The sequence below is a fragment of the Saliniradius amylolyticus genome, from assembly GCF_003143555.1.
Taxonomy (GTDB): Bacteria; Pseudomonadota; Gammaproteobacteria; order Enterobacterales; family Alteromonadaceae; genus Saliniradius; species Saliniradius amylolyticus.
This window is the reverse complement of record NZ_CP029347.1, coordinates 727857-747303: the sequence shown is the minus strand read 5'-3', so window position 1 is coordinate 747303 and position 19447 is coordinate 727857. Positions and strand designations below refer to the sequence as shown.

Genomic DNA, 19447 nt, shown 5'->3' with positions numbered 1-19447 from the left:
TGGCATCAGGCACAAACCCTGAGAACTTCTTCAACGGTAGTTTCCCCCCTCAGCGCCTTTAACAGGCCATCTTCCATGAGTGTCCTTCCACCCTGTTTTTTATTTATCTCTCTTGCCTTGGGGATAAAGTAATCGTCTTTATTAAGATTGCGGATGTCATCATCGCAGCGCATATATTCCAAGATCGCCAAACGTCCCTTGTAGCCCGTGTGTCCGCATTCTTCACACCCTCTTGCAGCAACAAGGTTAGGAGACTCGACCTGAAAGTCTTCGATGATTGCCCGAACTCGATCAGCCAACGGCAATGCTTCCAAAGCAACAGGCTCACTGCAGTGAGAGCAGACTTTGCGCACTAGCCGCTGAGCGATCACTGACACGATGGCCGCGTTGAGCAAAAACTCTTCAACGCCTAGGTCAATCAAACGTGTATAAGCGCTCGGCGCGTCATTGGTGTGAACGGTACTGAAAACCAAATGCCCGGTGAGTGCCGACTGCATAGCAATTTGTGCCGTGATTTTGTCCCTGATCTCACCCAACATAATGATGTCTGGATCCTGTCGAACAATACTTCTCAATCCCGCGGCAAAATCGAAGCCGATTTCCGCATTCACTTGCACCTGATTAATCCCTGGAAGTTGATACTCAACCGGGTCTTCCAGTGTGATAATTTTCACCTCTTCGCGGTTAAGCTCATGCAAAAAGGTATACAAACTGGTTGTTTTACCACTGCCCGTCGGGCCAGTCAGTAAGATAACCCCGGCGGTGGTCTGCAAGTCTTCCTCAATCCTTGCTCGTAAATCCGGAGTAATACCCAATACGTTCATATCGTAAGTGATGGCGTCTTTCTTAAGAAAACGCATCACAATACTTTCCCCCTGGCTCAGCGGAAGCGAGGAGACCCGAATATCCAACTCGGTATTCGATATCTTGGTTTCTATTTTTCCGTCCTGAGGACGGCGCTTCTCGGCGATATCCATATTGGCGAGGATCTTAATTCTGGAAAGCACCGCCATTTGCAATGTTGCTGGCAGGTAACTTTCTTTTTTTAACACCCCATCCACTCGATAGCGAACCCGGAACTTCCCTTTTTCAGGCTCGATGTGCATATCAGAGGCGCCTAAACTTACCCCTTTGGCAATCAGCCCGTTAAGAAGATTCACCGTGGGCGCTTCTGTCGCAAGCTCTCTTAGCTTATCTTCTTCAAGTTCAGACAGCACCGAATCAGTGCTGCTGTCAGTTTGCTGAGACTTAATGCTCGCCGCCAGCGCATCAACGACGGCTTTTCGGGCCAGAAGAGGCTTGGCCGTAATCCCCTTCAGCAACGCGAGCTGATTCGCCTCCCAGCACAGAGGGTCGTTGGTAACAAAGCGATACTGCTCATGCTCTTTTGAATGAGGAACCCAACCGAGATCAATGAACTGGGAAACCAGACTCTCCGGCAAATCCGTTTGAGACTGCTGATGTTCCAGGTCCTCTTCAGAGAGGATCTGGGCGCCTAATAAATGCGCATAAATATCGACCAGCTGCTCTTGAGAAATACTGCCTATATTGACCAGGATTTTCTCAAGTCGTCCCCCATGCTTGGCTTGATAGGCCTTAGCTTTTTCCAGGTCAATGCCAGAAACGCCAAAGTGAACTTGTAATATCGTTTCCAGACTCATCGGCCCACTTCTATGTCCGCATTTTCATCTTCACCACCAACCCGGCCGTCTTTGCCCAGCGACCGGATTTGATAGGCCATACCATTGGGTCCTGGCACTTCAAGGATGTATGGGTTTCCCCAAGGGTCATTAGGAACCTGTTTACGCACATAAGGACCGTCCCAGCCTTCTTTATCACTTTGCCATAGCTCATCCAGACTCTCTGGGTATTGACCGATATCCAGATAATAGGTGTCCAGTGATGTCTCCAACATCTGCATCTGAGCCTTGGCGGTACTCTGCTTGGATGAGCCGACCTTTGAAAACATCTCAGGCGCAACCAATGAACCAAGCAACCCAATAATAACAATAACAATCAGCAGCTCTACCAATGTAAAGCCACTTTGAGTTTTAACGCTCTCACGACGCTGTTTTAGTAACATATCTACCTCTATATACTTCCAATCGCCGCGATAGACACTGCGATCTGATAAACAATTTGGGTCGCGCTGGACCATAATGTCAGGTTATCCATATGACTGGAGTCAAAGGGTACCACAATGGTGTCCCCCGGCTGAATCTGGCTATCTCCGGCCCCGCCTGAAAACCAGAAGCCGCCATCACGTCCGGGCACCACCACTGAGCCATCGGCACGAATAATGTACGTCCGCTCCTGTGCGGCCAGCTCCTTGTAACCACCGCTTTTGTTAATGTAATCCTCATAAGAGACATTCTGACTGTACAGGTGCGACGTGGGAACATAAACCTCACCAATTACGCTGACTGACTGACTTTCGCCTGGTACATACAGGGTGTCTCCATCCTCTAAGATAACGTCTTTCTCATCACTTCCCTGAATAATACCCGGTAGGTCAATAACCAAACGTCCCACAGCCTCAACCCGGGTTAAATCTCGCAGTAACTTTTTGGCCTCATCGTAACTGACCATCTCGCCCGCACCGGCCTGTTTGCGCAAGCTTTCCGAAGCGATTTGCTTGCGCAGCTCTTCGGTGAGTTTGATGAGGTTTTCCTTCTCCTGTTCCTTCAAGTCTTCCCGGGTAAAGATTGCGGCCTTTGGGTCAGCGTAGTTGGTCAACCCTCCGACACGCGTCAACAAGTCGGTCATGGTTTCACCGCGACGAATCGTATACTCGCCGGGGAATTTAACCTCGCCTCTAACCTCTACGGTAAGGTTTTCTTGCCAGTCCGGAATCGTAAAAATGTTAATCCGATCACGACTGACAAGCTCTATGTCTTTTTGGTTCCCGGCTAATACCTTGCCGAGATTGAAGTTTATGTGTTTTACATCTGCCTGGCCGTCCTGATTTAGTACCGTCCGGGTAATTTCCGAATTTGTTTCATAGGACGACTCGGTTAAGCCTCCGGCGGCCTTTACCAGATCGACTATAGAGCCATTAACTGGCAGCGGGTAAACGCCGGGCACCTTAACCTCTCCCACAATCTCAACCAGTTGGAGAGGCTCACCTAGCCTTGCCTGTTCTCTGAGCTTGGCAATGACTGGGGCCAGCATACGCTTGCGGGAGAAATAGGTTGCATCTTTAAACTCTAAAATACTTTCCTTTTCTGCTTCGGTCAGTTCAATCAACGTCTGATTGGCCAGCGCTTCCAGTTCTTCGTCGCTGTAGCGATCATCCTCAGCATCTTCGTTTAAGCCCAATTGTTGCCAAAAAAGCTTTTCCTCAATGCGCTTTTCCCACTTTTCCTTTTCGTTTTCATCCAGCTCTTCGCGGGTGTAGGCCAAATCTTCCAGATTAACGTCCCCCATGGCCTCACTTTCGTTTCTGGAGAAAACCAGTATCCGATCATTTTGTTTAAGGAGCGGGTCGGAGCCTGATTGGCCTGCCGTTATCTCGGTCAGGTCTACCTGCAGTGCATTGAGATCACCATTGGCATTCTTTTCACGCAAAATGAGTACATAACTGAGGTCCGCTGACTCCAGCAAGTCTGAACGGATATCCCCGAGAATCGAGGATACTCGAAGACCAGAGTGCCACTGATATTTCCCGGGCCTAGCGACAGCACCGATCAGCGTCACAGCGTTCGCGACATGGGGCGATACTCTCGGTACACGGATTTCGTCACCACTTCTGACATCAATATTGTTATCAGACAGATTGCCGGTAAGCTGAACTTGCACCCCTTCTTTATAACGTTTGACACTAATGGCTTTGGCATAGCCATTGGGCTTTATGCCACCCGCCAGCGCGATAACCTCAGACAGATCCTGCTCATTTTTCAACTCATAAATAGCCGGACGGCGCACTTCACCATCGACGGTAACCGTGTTTTCAACGGCTGGGATAAACACTACATCGCCGGACTGCAGCAACACATCATCGGAGCTGTCACCGGCATTGAGAAGGTCATAAAGATCCAGCGTGTTAACCAGTTTCCCCGCACGCTTTAACTGAATATTACGCAGCGAGGCAATATCAGACACACCACCACTGACAAATAAGGCATGGGTAATGGTGGACAAGGAACTGACGTTGTAAGCGCCGGGCTTATAAGCCTCGCCCATCACAAACACCTGAATCGTGCGCAACTCCCCCATAGTCACAGCAACGTCCACACCGATGATTTGTTTCTTTATCTGATTGGCCAGAAATTGCTTAACCTCTGAAAAGCTCATTCCCGCCACACTAAGTGGGCCGATCTGAGGAATTTTGACTGTGCCATCGCGGTTCACTGGCAACTGATATTCCTGGTTTTCCTTACCGTAAAGCTGCAAATTCACCGTATCACCGGGCCCGACAATGTAGTGGGCGGGAACCGGTGCATTAATCATCGGCGTAAAGGTAGAGGGCTCACCCGAAAACAACTGTGCCCCGTAAAGTTTAAGTTCTTTGTCTTTTTCCTGCTCTTCCAGCTCTTTTTCCTGTTCATCTTCCTGTGATTCAATCGGATTACCAAACTGATCAAACTGGGTACCACGTGGATACATGCCCTGCTGCTGTTGGCCCTGGCCCGCCTCTGAACCTTGCTGGTTCATATTGCCAAGTGAAGACATGTCGATCCCAAGCTGGGAAGCCATTCGCTGACGTTCCTGCGCAGACATATTCTTAAAGCGCTGCATTTGCTCCTGAGACAGCGTCTGAGCATTTGCAGCACCGGAAATCAGCAGCAAAGGGATAAGAAGCGTTGTTACAGTCCGTAGTAAACTCATTGAAAAATTCGCCCAGTTTTTATTCGTCAAACAGTCATTTAAAGCCGCGTTATTCTACCGAAGATTGTCGAAGCTGGACAATCGGATTTTCACACCATCGGATTCGAGCTTCGCATAGGACGACAGCTTTTAATTTGATTGCTACTATAAACGCCTTTTTCATTTTCGCCGTACTAGAATTCAAAGCGGCTCTGCATTGGACTCTGTGACTAACTATGAGTTACCACATATCGACACGTACACTCCCCGGGCTGGAATCGCTCAGCTTTCGTCAACGTTTGGCCGTAATCGAGATAGCAGCTCAACGACTGACCGGCATTGAGCGGCTCACACTCAACCTGATCAAACTACTGGCGATTATCGGTGGCTTTGTGTGCCTGTATCGGGTGGCCGAAGACTGGCGAGCCATTTTTGGGGTCATCGTTGCACTACTATGCTACCCATTGGTGCTAAAGCCGATTTATCACCAGCTTTGCAGTAAGCACATAAAGCAAACCGATATCGAGAAGGTAAAACAAGCATCTGAGGAGGGTTAGCATTATGGGCTCTTCTATCATTGCTGCATACGAGCAGGTACGACTCAGTTAGGGAGTAAGGGCATTGCCAACGTACGGCAGACGCCAGTCTGAGACGGTGGCAATGAAGAATTAATTTCGTAAAGGAGTTAAAACCAGCGCCGTGGCGCTGGACGCATTTGCACAAACAGCCAACCGCCCACAAAACCGGCAACAGCCTGAGTAAGCAACCCCGCCAGTGTTCTTGCGCCAGCAATCAGGGTAATGCCCATAATGGGTTGCATCGCGGCATGAATTGCCAATAACGCCACAAACCCCGCCAGGCCATAGAAAGCCGCTGGCATGGGTCTGGTTGCTTTCTCAATTCCACCCGCAACCAAAAATGCCAATAACAGGCCGAGACCGATGATGATTCCATAGGTAGGCAGCAGGCCCAGCCAGTCCTTGAACGTCATTTGCAGGCGCTCTGACCACTGGATCGTGACATCAACCGAGGCCATTTCCGCCAAAACAAACTGCGTGTGCGCGATACTGGCAAGGGTAAAACACACCAATGCCGCTATAATGAACCGAACCAACTTCCCCATTGCGCCCCCAACGCCGATACCTGCTAAAATACTAGCATCATCTTACACAAGTGTTTAAGAAATAACATTTTTTACTCTGTTAAGGAGGTAGCATGATTCGTTGCCTAACCCGAGCTACCGCGATATGTAGCGTGTTGATGACGTCGGGGGGACTGGCTCAAGGTGCGCCCGGGGCCAACTTTACAGCCTATTCCATCATCGAGGTGGCGACGAATTTCCACTATCCCTGGGCCGTCGAGCAACTGCCCGATGGCGATCTATTGATCACTGAAAAAAGTGGTCAGCTATATCGGGTAAGCACCCGCGGTGCCAAGACCCAGATACACAATATTCCACCGGTATTTTTTAAAAGCCAGGGGGGACTAATGGATGTTCGTCTGCACCCCGATTATGCCAACAATGGCTGGCTATACCTAAGTTATGCCCATGGCAACGATGACGCCAATCATCTTCGACTGATTCGAGCACAACTGGACGACGACAAGCTGGCTGACATCCAGATTCTTTTTACCTCACAGCCCGCCAAAGACACACCGGTGCATTACGGCGGCCGCATGGCGTTTCTACCCGACAACAGCCTGGTGTTCTCCATGGGCGATGGCTTCGACTTTCGGGAACAAGCCCAGAAGACCAACAACCATTTCGGCAAGCTTATCCGTCTGAATGACGATGGCAGCGTACCGAGCGACAACCCCTCGTGGCCTGCAGAAAACAGTTTAAAAGAGATTTACAGTATCGGTCATCGCAACCCTCAGGGCATGGCCTGGGATCCAAAACGTAAGACGCTATTTTCCAACGAACATGGGCCAAAGGGCGGCGATGAGATTAACATCATTGAAGCGGGTAACAATTATGGCTGGCCGGTGATTACTTATGGGGTTGATTATTCCGGTGCCCAGATCACCCCACACACCGAGTACCCGGGTATGGAACAGCCCTTTGTGGACTGGACACCATCCATTGCGCCCTCCTCTTTGGTGATTTATTACGGCGAGATGTTTCCCGAACTCACCGGTGACCTGCTCTCCACCGCACTAAAATACAAAGAGGTTCGCCGAGTGCGACTGGACGGGCTGGAGATGACGTCTCAGGAGAGTTTATTTTCCGAAATCGGCGAGCGGCTCCGGGATATTGATATTGGTCATCAGGGGGAACTCTACTTACTCACCGACGATAAGCAAGGCCGCCTGCTGAGAGTGAGTCGAGCGGAGAACTAAGCCGGACTTAACCAATGGATACCTGCTTACGCTGGTATGACGATATCTAACGCAATCCGACCACCGAGATCACCTGCTAGTAAGGCTGAGTGTTTCACGCAAAAATAAGCCGGTCTCTGGGACCGGCCTTTTCATAGATAGTAAGTACTGACTAGAAATTGTACTTATACGACAAGCTAATTTCCGTGCCCTTGGTTTCAGAGCGCAGCAGCGTGTCTTCAAACTCGATTTCCTTTTCCTCACCCAAAATGTTCTTGAGCTTCAGGGTAATCGTGGTGTTGAAGTCCGGATAGTACTTGTACACCGTATCCAGCGAGTGGAATGGCTTTTCATAATTATCGTCAAAACCATCGATACCCGGGATTAGGATACGCTCGCCAAACACGTTGTATACCAAGGAGGCGGAGTGTTCACCGTTGTCGGAGTCATAACCAAGCTGTAGGTTCACCACATACTCGGAGTGACCGGTCAAACGGCGAGTGGTATTAGTGATCGCTGTCGATACACCGGTTTGCTCAACGATATTCTGGCGATCCAGTACAATCTCAGAGTCACTGATGGTGATGTTGCCCGAGGTAAACAGGTTATCCCAGATACCGTCTCCGAAGATCTCCAAGCCCTGTAGGAATTCCACTTCCACACCCAGCACTTCACCGGATTCGGCATTAGCGATCCGAATCAGCGGCGGACCATCCTGCGCCGGCGACTGCACCGACTCAATGGGTGAGGTCATATCTTTGTAGAATAACGCCACCGACAGGTTATTGCCCGCTTCACGGTACCATTCCCAACGCAGATCATAGTTAACGATGTCCGTGGTTTTCAGACCGGGTGTCCCGGCGATGGGAAATTCGGTCAGGGGATCGATATAGGTGGCCGAGGACACTTCCCGAAGATCGGGCCGCACAACGGTTTCACCAACACTGGCACGCAGCTGCATATCGTCATTGAGGAAGTAGGTTAGCGCTAAGGCCGGGTAGAAGGCATCTTCCTCGAAGGCCAGCTGTGAGCGATCCGCTTCATCGTCGATATCGATCTGGTTGCTGCGCGGGTCAAAGGGGGCGACGACCTGACGGAAGTCCTCCCAACGCACACCGCCGGTAAAGCGCCACTTATTATCGAAGAAGAAATCCGCTTCGAAGTAGTAAGCGTCCAGCTTTTGCCCGGCCACATAATCATCCCCGGCAATGGTGGTATCGCGAATAATGGGGCGGTTGTCGTTAAACTCGCCGTTGGCCAGTACATCGTCACTCAGGATGTCGCCGAAATTATCCCCCAGTAAATCTTCACGATTGGCAAAGGCCAGAGTATTGACGTCGAAACGACGGTTTTCGGCGGTACGCGTCTTGGTGACAAAATCAGCCCCAAACTTAAACTCGGTTTCCCAGCGCCCCAGGGTCATCGGGTAGTTGAAGTTATAACCATAGTTCTCGACCCGATCATGCAGGTTCTGGAACGAGTAACGTCCGGCGGTCTGGGCATCGATCAGAGAGATAGGGTCTGAGCCCCCAAACAGGCCATCCTGATCCTGGTCCTCAATAATAAACCGCGCTTCCATGCTACCCGGCGCATAACGCACAGAGCGGCCCAGCGAGTAATACCAGTCCAGCCCGGCAAAGTTCAGCTCAGGGAACGTATGCATCCCCTTAAACTGATTGGTGTACAGCGTCCGTTCCTCGTACTGTACTTCCATATCCCGAATACGCACACCTTCAGACACGCTGAGATTCTCGGTGTGGCCGAACTTTTCACTGATCTCGTCCTTGGTGTCGTTCAGTACGATCAAGCTGTAATCGATACGGTGCTTGCGGTCATAGTCGATACCCAGGTTCAGCAATGTGGACCACTGCACGGTGCGCTCGGTGGTGTTAATCTCATCGAAGAAGCGAGAAATGATGATGTCGTCCTGCACTCTGTCTGCTTGCTGCAGCTCGTATTCTTGCGACACCTCCGTTTCAGAGTCATAGGCCGAGGTTAACAGGTAACCGACACGCCATTTGTCGGTCAAGTCCACGCTGTCACCGGCGGTAAGACTAAAGCCGGCATCCGGGCCAATGCTGTCTTCTTTAGGGCCATAGCTGCGCTTCACCTGCGAGAACAAATCCAACGCAGTGGCCTGGTCGAGATTGTCCAAAAAGTCTTTCGACTCCCAGCGCTCTAAAATGGCCTCGGGAGCGGCACGGGTACCGTCATCTTTGCCCAGCCAGTCATCGTCACCGCCATTGTAAGTCAGGCCATTATCGGAGTTTTCGGAGTTGTAACCGGTGCTAAGCGAGAAGTTCAGCACTGATTCGGTCGGAATCGACTTCAGGCGGACATCCACATTACCGCCACCAAAAGAAGCGGGCATGGACGGAGAGAACGATTTTTGCACCGACAGACTCTCGATAATATCAGCCGGGAACAAGTCGAGTGGGATAACATTTCGGGTCGGATCGGGGCTTGGCACACTGGCACCATTGAGCTGGGTACTCGAGTAGCGCTCACCCAGGCCACGGACATAAATAAACTTACCATCCACCAGCGTCAGGCCGGTCACACGACGCAGCGCCGAGGCGGCATCACCGTCACCGGTGCGAGAAATTTGTTCGGCGCCCATAATGTCGGCCACAAAGGCCTGGTTTTTACGCTCTTGCATCACCGCTGACGCAGTGCCTTTCAGACGAGTGCCGGTAGCGACAACCTCTTCGATGACTTTATCTTCCTCAGACTGGGCTAAGGCGGTCGCTGCTGGAACGCACAGTCCTGCGATCACAGCCAGATTCAGTGGTTTCAGAAGGAACCTGTTAGCAGGCCTTTTCATATCTCAACCTCATTCGATAGCGTTTCTTAATCGGCGCGTGATACGCCAGGTGCATAAATGAAAGCAAGTACGCCACAGATGCAACGTACTTGCCTTATGCTGGTTACTCAGTCGGCGTTAGTCCTGCAGACCAACTGTCCAGTCTGCTGTCCAGTCATTGTCAGCGTCTTTCACTGCACCGATGAAGTCGACGGTGTCGAAGAAGCTATCAACAGCGTTGACGTCAGCAGGAGTGGTGCTATCAGTAGTGTAAATACCATTTACAACGGCATCCGACTCTGTCAGCAGGCTGTTGCCTTCCTGACCGGTGAACCAGGCCTGTTGGTCGAAGTCGCCAGAGTTCTTAATGGTCTCAGAACAGGCCAGTACCGAGTTTTGGAACACCATTTGCGGGCTGCGAGTGCCGTCCATGTTTTGCTCCAGCGTGGTATCGCCGTCGCTCAGGTCAGCTTCAAAACACTCACCCATGCCTGCAGGGCCAGTAACAACGAAGTTGTACAGTTGAGCGTTGGTCTGGTCACGCAACAGTACACCCTCTGAGTCTTTGTCTGCCGAGTCGTAAGCGTTACCAATGATGGTCATATTCGCCACGATGGGGTTAGAGAAGTCGGTGCCATCACCGCCATCGCCGTCACCCTCAATACCGCGGTTGGCTTCGCCGTCATTGGCATCGTGCTTAACCAGCACGTACTGCATCTTGCCTTTAAAGCCGTTATCCCAGTCTACCGAGTCGTCACGGATACCGGTCAGAACCAGATATTTGGCCTGTACGTTACCGCCAAAGAACTCAACACCATCGTCGGCGTTTTTGTGTACCTGCAGATACTCAACCGTAGTACCTGAACCCACACCGCCGAAAGTAATACCATTTAACTCATTATCAGGCGCGATTTCGAAACCACCGTGCATCACGCGAACATAGCGCAGCGTACCGGAGTTATCTTCGGTGTCAGTACCACCAAATACGGCACCTTCCTGAGCACCTTCAACCTGCAGTGAACAGGCAGAGCCATCCTGAGGGCACTTCGTAGAAGGCGCATTACCCAGCAGGATCATACCGCCCCACTGACCTGCCTCACCGGCAGCCAGACCACTGACAACATGCTGACGAGACGTAAAGGTGATGGGCTTATCGGCCATACCATTGGCTTCCAGTTTGGAGCCACGACTCACCACCAGGTAGTCATTACCCGACTCACCAAATACGGTCACACCCGGTTCAACGGTCAGGGTAGCACTGTCGGTATTGTCACCTCCCACGAATACTGCACCCGAAATGGCATACAGGTTGCCTTCGGTCAGCGTTAAGTCAGCGGTAATCTTTCCAGAAACCTGACAGGTGGTGGTGCTGCCATCAACAGACGTGATGGTGGTGGTTCCTTCCGGGCAGCCTGATGCAGACTCAACCACACCCACTTCGCCACCGCCGAAACCAAAGGCCCAGCCTTGACGCCAGTCGTTGCCGCTGGTGCTAACCGCACCCACGAAGGTGTTCGACTCGAAGAAGTTATCCATCATCTGCGCCGGGTCACCACCGGCTTCCAGCAGGCTGCTCTCGGACGTCAGAGTTCCGTCCTGATTCAGACCCAGGTTGGCACGGTTTTCGTAAGCGATAAGCTGGTTGTTATCTTGCTGATTCACAAACCAGTCATTCAGATCCACATTACCGTCTTCAAATTTGAAAGGTTCATTACAGGAAATCACTGAGTTGCTGATGGTCAGGCCACCGTCGGTCAGGTTCGCCTGTACCGTTTCGTCCGTATCCATCTCCAGACACTCACCCATACCGGCAGAACCTGTGATCAGCATGTTCATAATCTGAGCACCAGTCTGGTCGCGCAGCAGAACACCCTCTGAGTCTTTGTCTGCGGTGTCGTAGTCGTTACCAATGATGGTCAGGTTGGACACCATAGGATTAGAGAAGTTGGTACCATCACCGCCGTCACCATCGCCTTCGATGCCGCGGTTACCTTCGCCGTTATTCTTGGCGTGCTCGACGTAAACGTACTGCAGCTTACCTTGATAGCCGTTGTCCCAGTCTACCGAATCATCACGGTTCGCCGTTAGCACCAGGTGCTTGGCATTGACGTTACCACCGAAGAATTCGACACCATCATCGGCGTTAGAGTGCACCTGAACATAATCAACGGTGGTACCCGCACCCACACCGCCGAAGGTAATGCCGTTGAGTTCGTTATCTGGTGCGATTTCAAAGCCAGCATACTTAACCACAACGTATTTCAGAGTACCTGACGTATCCTCGGTGTCAGTGCCGCCAAATACGGCACCTTCTTCGGCGCCTTCAACTTGCAGAGCACAATCTGAACCGTCCTGAGGGCACTTAGTTGAGGGCGCATTACCCAGAATCACCAGACCGCCCCACTGACCGGCGCCGACTTCATCGCCCAGAACATCGTTGTAGGAGGTCATGATGATTGGGTTTTCCGCCGTACCTTCTGCGGTGATGGCGGAATCACGGCTGACTACCATGTAATCAGCACCGGTACGACCAAAAATAATCGTGCCGGGCTCAATCACCAGGTTGACGCTGTCGGCTTTATCGTTACCAACAAACACCGGACCTTCCAACGCCCATACCGTATCGTTGGTCAAGGTAATCGTGTTATCCGGAACCGCAGTCACCCCAGCGGATTTGGATGAAGTACCAGAGTCGGCGGTCAAGCGGCCCGACAATACACGAACTTCAACGTCTTGACCTAAAGCATCAGACACCTGACCCGACAAGAAGTCACTGCTGGTACCGGGTGCAGAATCAGTGCCGCTGCCAGAATCACCACCGGTGTCACCGCCACTACCAGAGTCACCACCAGTGTTGTTATTAGTCACACTGTTATCAATATCGCCTTCGCTAATATTGATATCACCACCACAGCCAGCCAGGGCCAGAGCGGCGGCGACTGCTGATGCTTTAAATAAAGAAGTAAGTTCCATCGAGCTCTCCAAATTGAATTTTGGTCGTAATTTAAAAATTCGGGAGAGAGCCTAACGGAGCATGGTGACAGTTTTGTTACACCACGGCGTTGTCACAAAACTTTCATGGGTCCATGCAAAAAGCTTTAGGGGGTGGTATCTGTGAGCTTGTTGTTAAGTTCTTGAGAATCTTCAGCGTCTAGCTGAGTTGACGTTTGATAGAGCAGATCATACAAGCCGGAAGACTTGATACTTTCAAGACCTTTTTCAAAAACCTGTTTATCCTCAGGGTGCCTAAACTCAGCGCCATACCAGGTCTTACCAGGGAACAAGTCGTGATAGACCACTTCATCCCCCGTATCCATCGAAATAGACAACTGTTCGCGGTACCAACGGAAAATCGTTTTATCCACCAGGATGACCTGGGCTCGTCCGAGCCAAAACATGGCGTTTTGACTCTTCTGGCTCGCCAGCTCCCGGTAATAGTTATTGAAATGCTTATTCTTTTGGGGGTGGAAATGTTGACGGAATAGATTGCCAAGCACTAAGTAGGCCTCTTGCCAGGCCACCACGGAATAGTTTCTAAGATCCGGTATCTGGTTTAAAACAACACCATCTTGCTTTTTTGAAATCGCATAGTTGTGAAAGTAAATGAACTTCTCGACAAAGTTCTTAGACTCCACCGTTTTTGACACCGACGCAACCGCGTCAATATTCGGCATATTCTGCACAGCCCTGTGCAACCTGTTGTTGGGCATGTGTACAATGACCATCCTATAGTCACTTGCACTCAATGCGGCACGAAATATTTCTACCTCAAGGCCTGTGCGAGTTTTCCCTATTACAAAGGGGGGCTTATCCTGTCCAAAGGCCACGACCAACTGCTTTGCGTGAGCAACCGACGCAGCCAGTATTAAAACAAATAATACCCAACGCACAGTATCCGTCCTATAAGCTTCTCTGTAAGTATATACAAATAGCTTACTTACCTCAGATACTTAGTTTTTCTTTCGTTAAGCACCTAACAATCCGTTATATAAGAAGACAGCGTTGCACTTTCTCATCGCAGTTACCTCTAACGAAGCAACAGCAAGGGAATTTTAGCCTTCATCAGCATTTTTAAGGTAAAGCTCCCAAGCAGCAGCTCCCGCAAACGGCTGTGGCCAAACGACCCCATCACGATCAGATGAATATCCTGCTGCTGTTGATAGTTAAGCAACTCTTCTTCCGGCAGACCATTGAGCCTGGCGGTCGTCACTTCCAGACCAGCCTGTTTCAGACGCTCAGAGGCCTTATTCAATAGTGCATCCGCTTGCTTATCGTCTTTGCAAACATGGGCCACATGGCAATGAATGCCTTTATACAGCGGGCTGGTCGCGAGCATTTCCAGAGCCTTGTCGGCCGCCTCGCTTCCGTCATAAGCCAGTAACAGTCGCTGAGGGGCAACAAAGTCGCAATTGGCTACCAGCACCGGACGGTGAAGGGCTCGGATCACCGTTTCCAGTTGATGCCCCAGTTTGCCGGACTGTTCGTCGTGCTCTTCTCCGCGGATGCCTAACACCAGCACCCGGATCTGCTCTTCAAGTTCTACAAGGGTCTCGGCAAGGCCACCGTGGCGCTGGCACTGCTCAATCTCAGTCACACCCTGAGACTGCGCCCTTTCGGTGGCAGCAGTGAGCATGGCCTTACCCTGCTCCATCATGATCTTGCTGCGGCGCGACTCCATCTCGGTCAGTTCTTCGAGCAGCATTTCCCGGCTGCCCAGCCCGATGCTCCCGGATAAGTCCGCCACCGCAGGCGTGTCCCTGTGTTCGATGTTATGCAGTAATTTCAGAGGCACTCCGACCCGCTGGCTTATCCAGGCGGCGTAATCGGTCACTGAGGCACTAATGCTGGAGCCATCGATGCCTGCCAATACTTTAGGTTGGTCTGTTGCCGCCATTAGTGGCCTCCCACAACTTTTTCAATTTCTTCCGGCTTATCGTGCACACCGAAGCGATCCACAATTGTCTCACTGGCTTCGTTCAGGCCAATCAGTTCCACATCAGCCCCTTCACGGCGGAATTTGATCACCACCTTATCCAGCGCTTCCACCGCCGACACATCCCAGAAGTGGGCCCGGTGCAGGTCGATAATCACTTTATCAACCACCTGTTTAAAATCAAAGCTGTCGGCAAACTTGTCCGCCGAGTTAAAGAAGACCTGACCGATCACCGAGTAGGTGCGCGTACCACCATCTTTACTGGTTGTAGAAGTGACATACAAAAAGTGGCTGACCTTGTTGGCAAAAAACACCGAGGCCAACAGAACACCCACAAACACCCCGTAAGCCAGGTTATGGGTGTAGACCGTCACCGCCACTGTCGCCAACATACTGACATTAAAAGACAACGGATGGGATTTGAGGTTCTTGATCGAGTCCCAGCTAAAGGTTCCGATGGATACCATGATCATCACCGCTACCAACGCCGCCATTGGGATCTGCTTGAGCCAGTCACTGACAAACACCACCATAATCAGCAGAAAGATACCGGCACAGAAGGTCGACAAGCGGCCGCGGCCGCCGGATTTCACATTAATAATAGACTGACCGATCATGGCACAGCCTGCCATGCCACCAAGCAATCCCGCGCCAATATTCGCCACGCCCTGGCCTTTACATTCGCGGTTACGATCACTTTCTGTGTCGGTCAGATCATCCACAATGGTGGCCGTCATCAGTGATTCGAGAATCCCCACTACCGCCAGGGCGGCCGAGTAAGGAAATATAATCGCCAGTGTCTCGAAGTTCAGAGGGACATCGGGCAGTAAGAATACCGGCAGGGTATCGGGCAGCTCTCCCATATCGCCCACCGTGCGAATATCCAGTCCCAAGCTCAGGGTTACTGCCGTGATCACCAGGATACAGACCAGTGGCGAAGGCAGTACCTTGCCCAGCTTAGGTACATAGGGGAACAAATAGATAATACCTAAACCCGCCGCAGTTAAGGCATAGACATGCCAGGTAACATTGGTCAGCTCCGGTAGCTGAGCCATAAAAATAAGAATCGCCAATGCGTTCACAAAGCCCGTTACCACCGAGCGAGACACAAAGGACATCAGCTCACCCAGCTTCAGATAGCCCGCCAGAATCTGCAAAATACCGGTCAAGATAGTGGCAGCCAGAAGGTACTGCAATCCATGCTCTTTCACCAGCGTCACCATCACCAACGCCATAGCGCCGGTCGCCGCCGAAATCATGCCCGGCCGACCACCCACGATAGCGATGATCACCGCAATACAAAAAGAAGCATACAAGCCAATTTTAGGGTCAACCCCGGCAATAATGGAAAAGGCGATAGCCTCTGGAATCAATGCCAGAGCAACAACCAATCCAGAGAGCACGTCGCCCCGGATGTTGCCCAGCCAGTCTTGTTTGGTGGAACTGAATAACATGCGATACCCGTTCTATGTTAATGAGTCAGCCAGTCGGTGCTTAATAAAGCCAGACTGAAAATTAAAAGGGAGCGTAGCGGCAGGACGCCGACAGCAGTCGGTAGGCTATTGTTGTTTTAATCGGACTGACGCTCACAAGCGAGAGGGATCATACGGATAGACGCACCATCTCACAAGTCGATTGCTTTTAACCCAATCATTTCTGGTTTAGGCTAGAAGACTCAACCACTATTCGAGCAATGTCATGGACTTCGCAGACTACCAACGCTTTGTCGACAGCTTGCCTATCCCAGCACTTCTGGTGAAAGTAGATAAAGACGATACCCATCTTGTTCATCACCTGAATCCACTGTTCACACAGGAGTTCGGTTACACACAGGAAGATATCCCGGATAAACAACGTTGGTGGGAAAAAGCCTACCCCGATCCGGACTACCGGGAAGCCGTCGAGCGACAGTGGGAGCTGGAGTATCAGCTTGCGGCTGATAGCGAACAGGATAAGGTCAGCGTTGATGCTCGAATCACCGACATAAAAGGCGATGAAAGACGCTACCGTGTAGCGACCAACATCAGCACTCCGATTATCGACGGTATTTACCCTGTCTTTTTTATCAACCTGGAGCCCAGAATAGGGAACTATCTGTGACCATCAACTTTCGCAATAAGTTTAGCCTTCAGCGCCCGCACCCACCTTCTCGACCACCTAAGGATGCGGACAGTTTAAAAGCACTCGAACGGGCACTGGAAAGTGATCGCGGACGAATTATCAACTCCGCCGCCATCCGCCGTCTGCAGCAAAAGACGCAAGTTTTTCCGTTAGAACGCAATGCCGCGGTGCGCAGCCGACTGACCCACTCGCTGGAAGTACAACAAACCGGCCGTTTTATTGTCCGTACCATCTTCGACAAACTGGGACCCGAGACAGAGCGCTACGGTCTGGACGGATTGGAGCGATTGTTAGAATCTCAGGTGGAAATGGCCTGCCTGATGCACGACATCGGCAACCCGCCTTTCGGGCACTTCGGCGAAGCCGCCTTTATTCGCTGGTTTGAGCAGCACATTGACCAACTCGGTGCCTTCAGGAGCACCAGCGACAGTCAGCTGAAAAGCGACTTGATACGTGATCTCTGCCAATTCGAAGGCAATGCCCAGGCCATACGCTTAGTGCATCACCTGCTCAACCTGAACCTGACTTACCTGCAGACGGCGGGCATTTTAAAATATACCCGCCCGGCTACCACTGCAAAACCACAAGCCTCCGAACCTCTGTCTTATCTGCAGAAAAAGCCGGGCTACTATCTTTCCGAGCAAGATTTCATCCGAGAGCTTGGGCAAACCCTCAACATGAGCGAGGGACACCGTCACCCCAGCAGCTACCTGATGGAAGCTGCCGACGATATATCCTATTGTCTGGCCGATCTTGAGGATGGTGTCGAAAAAGGCCTGCTCAGCTATACCCGGCTGGCCGAGTTATTGATTCAAACCTTTGACGACGATAGCAATCTGGCAGAACAAACCTTCTTGGGGAGTCATGGCGAGCGCAGCTTCCGACAAGTTGTAGAATACGCGCTTAAGCGGGCCAACGAAGAAGCTGTGAACAAGGAACATGAGTTTTTTGTCTGGCTGCGCGTCAATCTGATTCACCCTCTGGTCAATCACGCCGCCGACAGCTTTATCGACAACATCGAGGCCGTCTACCACGGCAAGCTGAATCGCGCCTTGTTGGAAGACGAGTCGCTCAACCACCGCATCATCGACACCTTCAAGAGAGTCGCCATCAAGCATATTTTCAGTGTCTCAGAGGTGGAAACCCTGGAGCTTCAGGGCTACCAGATCATCACCGGTCTGCTGAACTATTACCGGCCATTGCTTGAGTTGGATGCCGACACCTTCCAGGCGGTTCTGGCTCAGGGAGCCCGCGGATACCTGGTCGAATCCCGGTTGGCCAAACGGCTGCCACGCAAGCATGTGCGCGCTTATCACAACGCCTTACAAAGGCTAACGACAGAGGCTGTGGATTTTGCACTGTGGGAAAGTTATTACCGCTGCCGATTGTTACTGGATATGGTCAGCGGCATGACCGACCAGTTTGCCCTCGAGGAATATCAGACATTGTCGGTTAAATAATTGTTTTACTTGCTAAACGATTAAGATCCCATATGGTTAATGGACGTAATTAAAGCCTAACCTTATTTAAAAATACAGGAGTCTGTATGAAGTCACTCGCTACCATTGGATTGACGCTGGGATTGTTGGTCAACCCATTGGCGAACGCCCATGAGTCACCCCTACATAACGCCATTAATGGCGAACACCGCACCCCGGCATACACACAGCGTGACGAATACCGTCACCCCGAACAGACCTTAGAGTTCTTCGGGGTTAAGCCAGATATGACGGTAGTGGAAATCTGGCCCGGTGGTGGCGGCTGGTACACCGAAATTCTGGCCCCTTACCTGAAAGACAACGGCAAGCTTTATGCGGCCCAGTTCGATCCCAATTCAGATGTGGATTACTTCGTACGCAATTACAAAAAATTTATGCAAAAGCTCGATGCCAACCCAGAGGTCTATGGCGACGTAGAGGTGACCACCTTTGCTCCGCCGGAAAAATTGGCGATTGCGCCTGAAGGCAGTGCCGATCGGGTGCTGACCTTCCGTAATGTGCACAACTGGTACATGAACGGTCGCGGCGAAGAGACGCTACTGGCGGCGTTTAGCGCCTTTTACGACGCGCTGAAACCAGGCGGTGTGCTGGGAGTGGTCGACCACCGGCTGCCCGATGGGCGGACTCTAGATGCTCAGGATAAGTCCGGCTATATGAAACAGGATTATGTGATCGACATTGCTCAGAAGGCCGGCTTTAAACTGGCGGCTACGTCAGAAATCAACGCCAACCCCAAAGACAGCGCCGACCATCCTCGCGGCGTCTGGACACTGCCACCCTCGCTGCGCCTGGGAGAGCAGGATAAGAATAAGTATCTTGCCATCGGTGAGAGTGACCGCATGACCTTAAAATTTGTTAAACCTGCGGCACAATAAATGGCCAGGCTATTTCACATTGGGCGGCCAAGTCCGGGCCGCCCATTTTCTTACTCCAGTATACAGTAATCTTTTTACAGCCTAACGCCGT

General features: G+C 51.4%; 14 protein-coding genes. 5 read left to right on the top strand and 9 right to left on the bottom strand.

Features of this window, described 5'->3' with window-relative positions; translation table 11 throughout:
• Window positions 1–5: 5 nt before the first annotated feature.
• From HMF8227_RS03535 to HMF8227_RS03525, 3 genes are read right to left on the bottom strand one after another with little or no spacing between them, the layout of a single operon-like run.
• On the bottom strand, window positions 6–1661 hold the full coding sequence (locus tag HMF8227_RS03535; RefSeq protein ID WP_204101027.1) for a GspE/PulE family protein: 1656 nt from the start codon (window positions 1659–1661) through the stop codon (window positions 6–8).
• Complete coding sequence (gene gspG / locus HMF8227_RS03530; protein WP_109338869.1) at window positions 1658–2083, bottom strand: type II secretion system major pseudopilin GspG; 426 nt, start codon at window positions 2081–2083, stop codon at window positions 1658–1660. The genes HMF8227_RS03535 and gspG overlap by 4 nt, the downstream gene beginning before the upstream one ends.
• An 8-nt stretch (window positions 2084–2091) precedes the next feature.
• Window positions 2092–4827, bottom strand: a complete 2736-nt coding sequence (locus HMF8227_RS03525; RefSeq protein WP_109338868.1) for an SLBB domain-containing protein — start codon at window positions 4825–4827, stop codon at window positions 2092–2094.
• 215 nt (window positions 4828–5042) lie between these two features.
• On the opposite strand from HMF8227_RS03525, the gene HMF8227_RS03520 reads away from it, so the two are divergent.
• The gene (locus HMF8227_RS03520; protein WP_162558481.1) at window positions 5043–5363 is read left to right on the top strand and encodes a DUF6170 family protein; all 321 of its coding nucleotides are present in this window, start codon (window positions 5043–5045) and stop codon (window positions 5361–5363) included.
• 128 nt (window positions 5364–5491) lie between these two features.
• On the opposite strand, the gene HMF8227_RS03515 is transcribed toward HMF8227_RS03520, so the two are convergent.
• Complete coding sequence (locus HMF8227_RS03515) at window positions 5492–5929, bottom strand: hypothetical protein (protein ID WP_109338866.1); 438 nt, start codon at window positions 5927–5929, stop codon at window positions 5492–5494.
• A 92-nt stretch (window positions 5930–6021) separates the two neighbouring features.
• Here HMF8227_RS03515 and HMF8227_RS03510 point away from each other — a divergent pair, with 92 nt between their 5' ends.
• Entirely contained in the window at window positions 6022–7146 is a 1125-nt protein-coding gene (locus HMF8227_RS03510; RefSeq protein WP_109338865.1) for a PQQ-dependent sugar dehydrogenase, read from the top strand.
• Window positions 7147–7297: 151 nt separating this feature from the next.
• Here the strand turns inward: HMF8227_RS03510 and HMF8227_RS03505 are convergent, their stop codons facing one another.
• The 5 genes from HMF8227_RS03505 to HMF8227_RS03485 all read right to left on the bottom strand — a co-directional run bounded on the left by HMF8227_RS03505 (window position 7298) and on the right by HMF8227_RS03485 (window position 16315).
• A complete protein-coding gene (locus HMF8227_RS03505; RefSeq protein ID WP_109338864.1) occupies window positions 7298–9949 on the bottom strand; it encodes a TonB-dependent receptor domain-containing protein in 2652 nt (883 codons plus the stop codon).
• A gap of 117 nt (window positions 9950–10066) precedes the next feature.
• Complete coding sequence (locus HMF8227_RS03500) at window positions 10067–12901, bottom strand: hypothetical protein (RefSeq protein WP_109338863.1); 2835 nt, start codon at window positions 12899–12901, stop codon at window positions 10067–10069.
• A 125-nt stretch (window positions 12902–13026) separates the two neighbouring features.
• Window positions 13027–13818, bottom strand: coding sequence for a substrate-binding periplasmic protein (locus HMF8227_RS03495; protein ID WP_109338862.1), 792 nt, complete (start codon window positions 13816–13818; stop codon window positions 13027–13029).
• A 137-nt stretch (window positions 13819–13955) separates the two neighbouring features.
• Window positions 13956–14822, bottom strand: coding sequence for a universal stress protein (locus HMF8227_RS03490; RefSeq protein ID WP_109338861.1), 867 nt, complete (start codon window positions 14820–14822; stop codon window positions 13956–13958).
• Window positions 14822–16315 carry a SulP family inorganic anion transporter gene (locus HMF8227_RS03485; protein WP_109338860.1) on the bottom strand — a complete coding sequence of 498 codons (1494 nt, stop codon included), beginning with the start codon at window positions 16313–16315 and terminating at the stop codon, window positions 14822–14824. The genes HMF8227_RS03490 and HMF8227_RS03485 overlap by 1 nt, the downstream gene beginning before the upstream one ends.
• A gap of 244 nt (window positions 16316–16559) precedes the next feature.
• On the opposite strand from HMF8227_RS03485, the gene HMF8227_RS03480 reads away from it, so the two are divergent.
• From HMF8227_RS03480 to HMF8227_RS03470, 3 genes are all read left to right on the top strand, one after another.
• Window positions 16560–16961, top strand: a complete 402-nt coding sequence (locus HMF8227_RS03480) for a hypothetical protein (protein ID WP_109338859.1) — start codon at window positions 16560–16562, stop codon at window positions 16959–16961.
• Window positions 16958–18442, top strand: a complete 1485-nt coding sequence (dgt, locus tag HMF8227_RS03475; RefSeq protein ID WP_109338858.1) for a dGTPase — start codon at window positions 16958–16960, stop codon at window positions 18440–18442. Before HMF8227_RS03480 ends, dgt begins: the two co-directional genes overlap by 4 nt.
• A gap of 86 nt (window positions 18443–18528) precedes the next feature.
• Window positions 18529–19356, top strand: a complete 828-nt coding sequence (locus tag HMF8227_RS03470; RefSeq protein ID WP_109338857.1) for a class I SAM-dependent methyltransferase — start codon at window positions 18529–18531, stop codon at window positions 19354–19356.
• The last annotated feature ends 91 nt before the right edge of the window (window positions 19357–19447 follow it).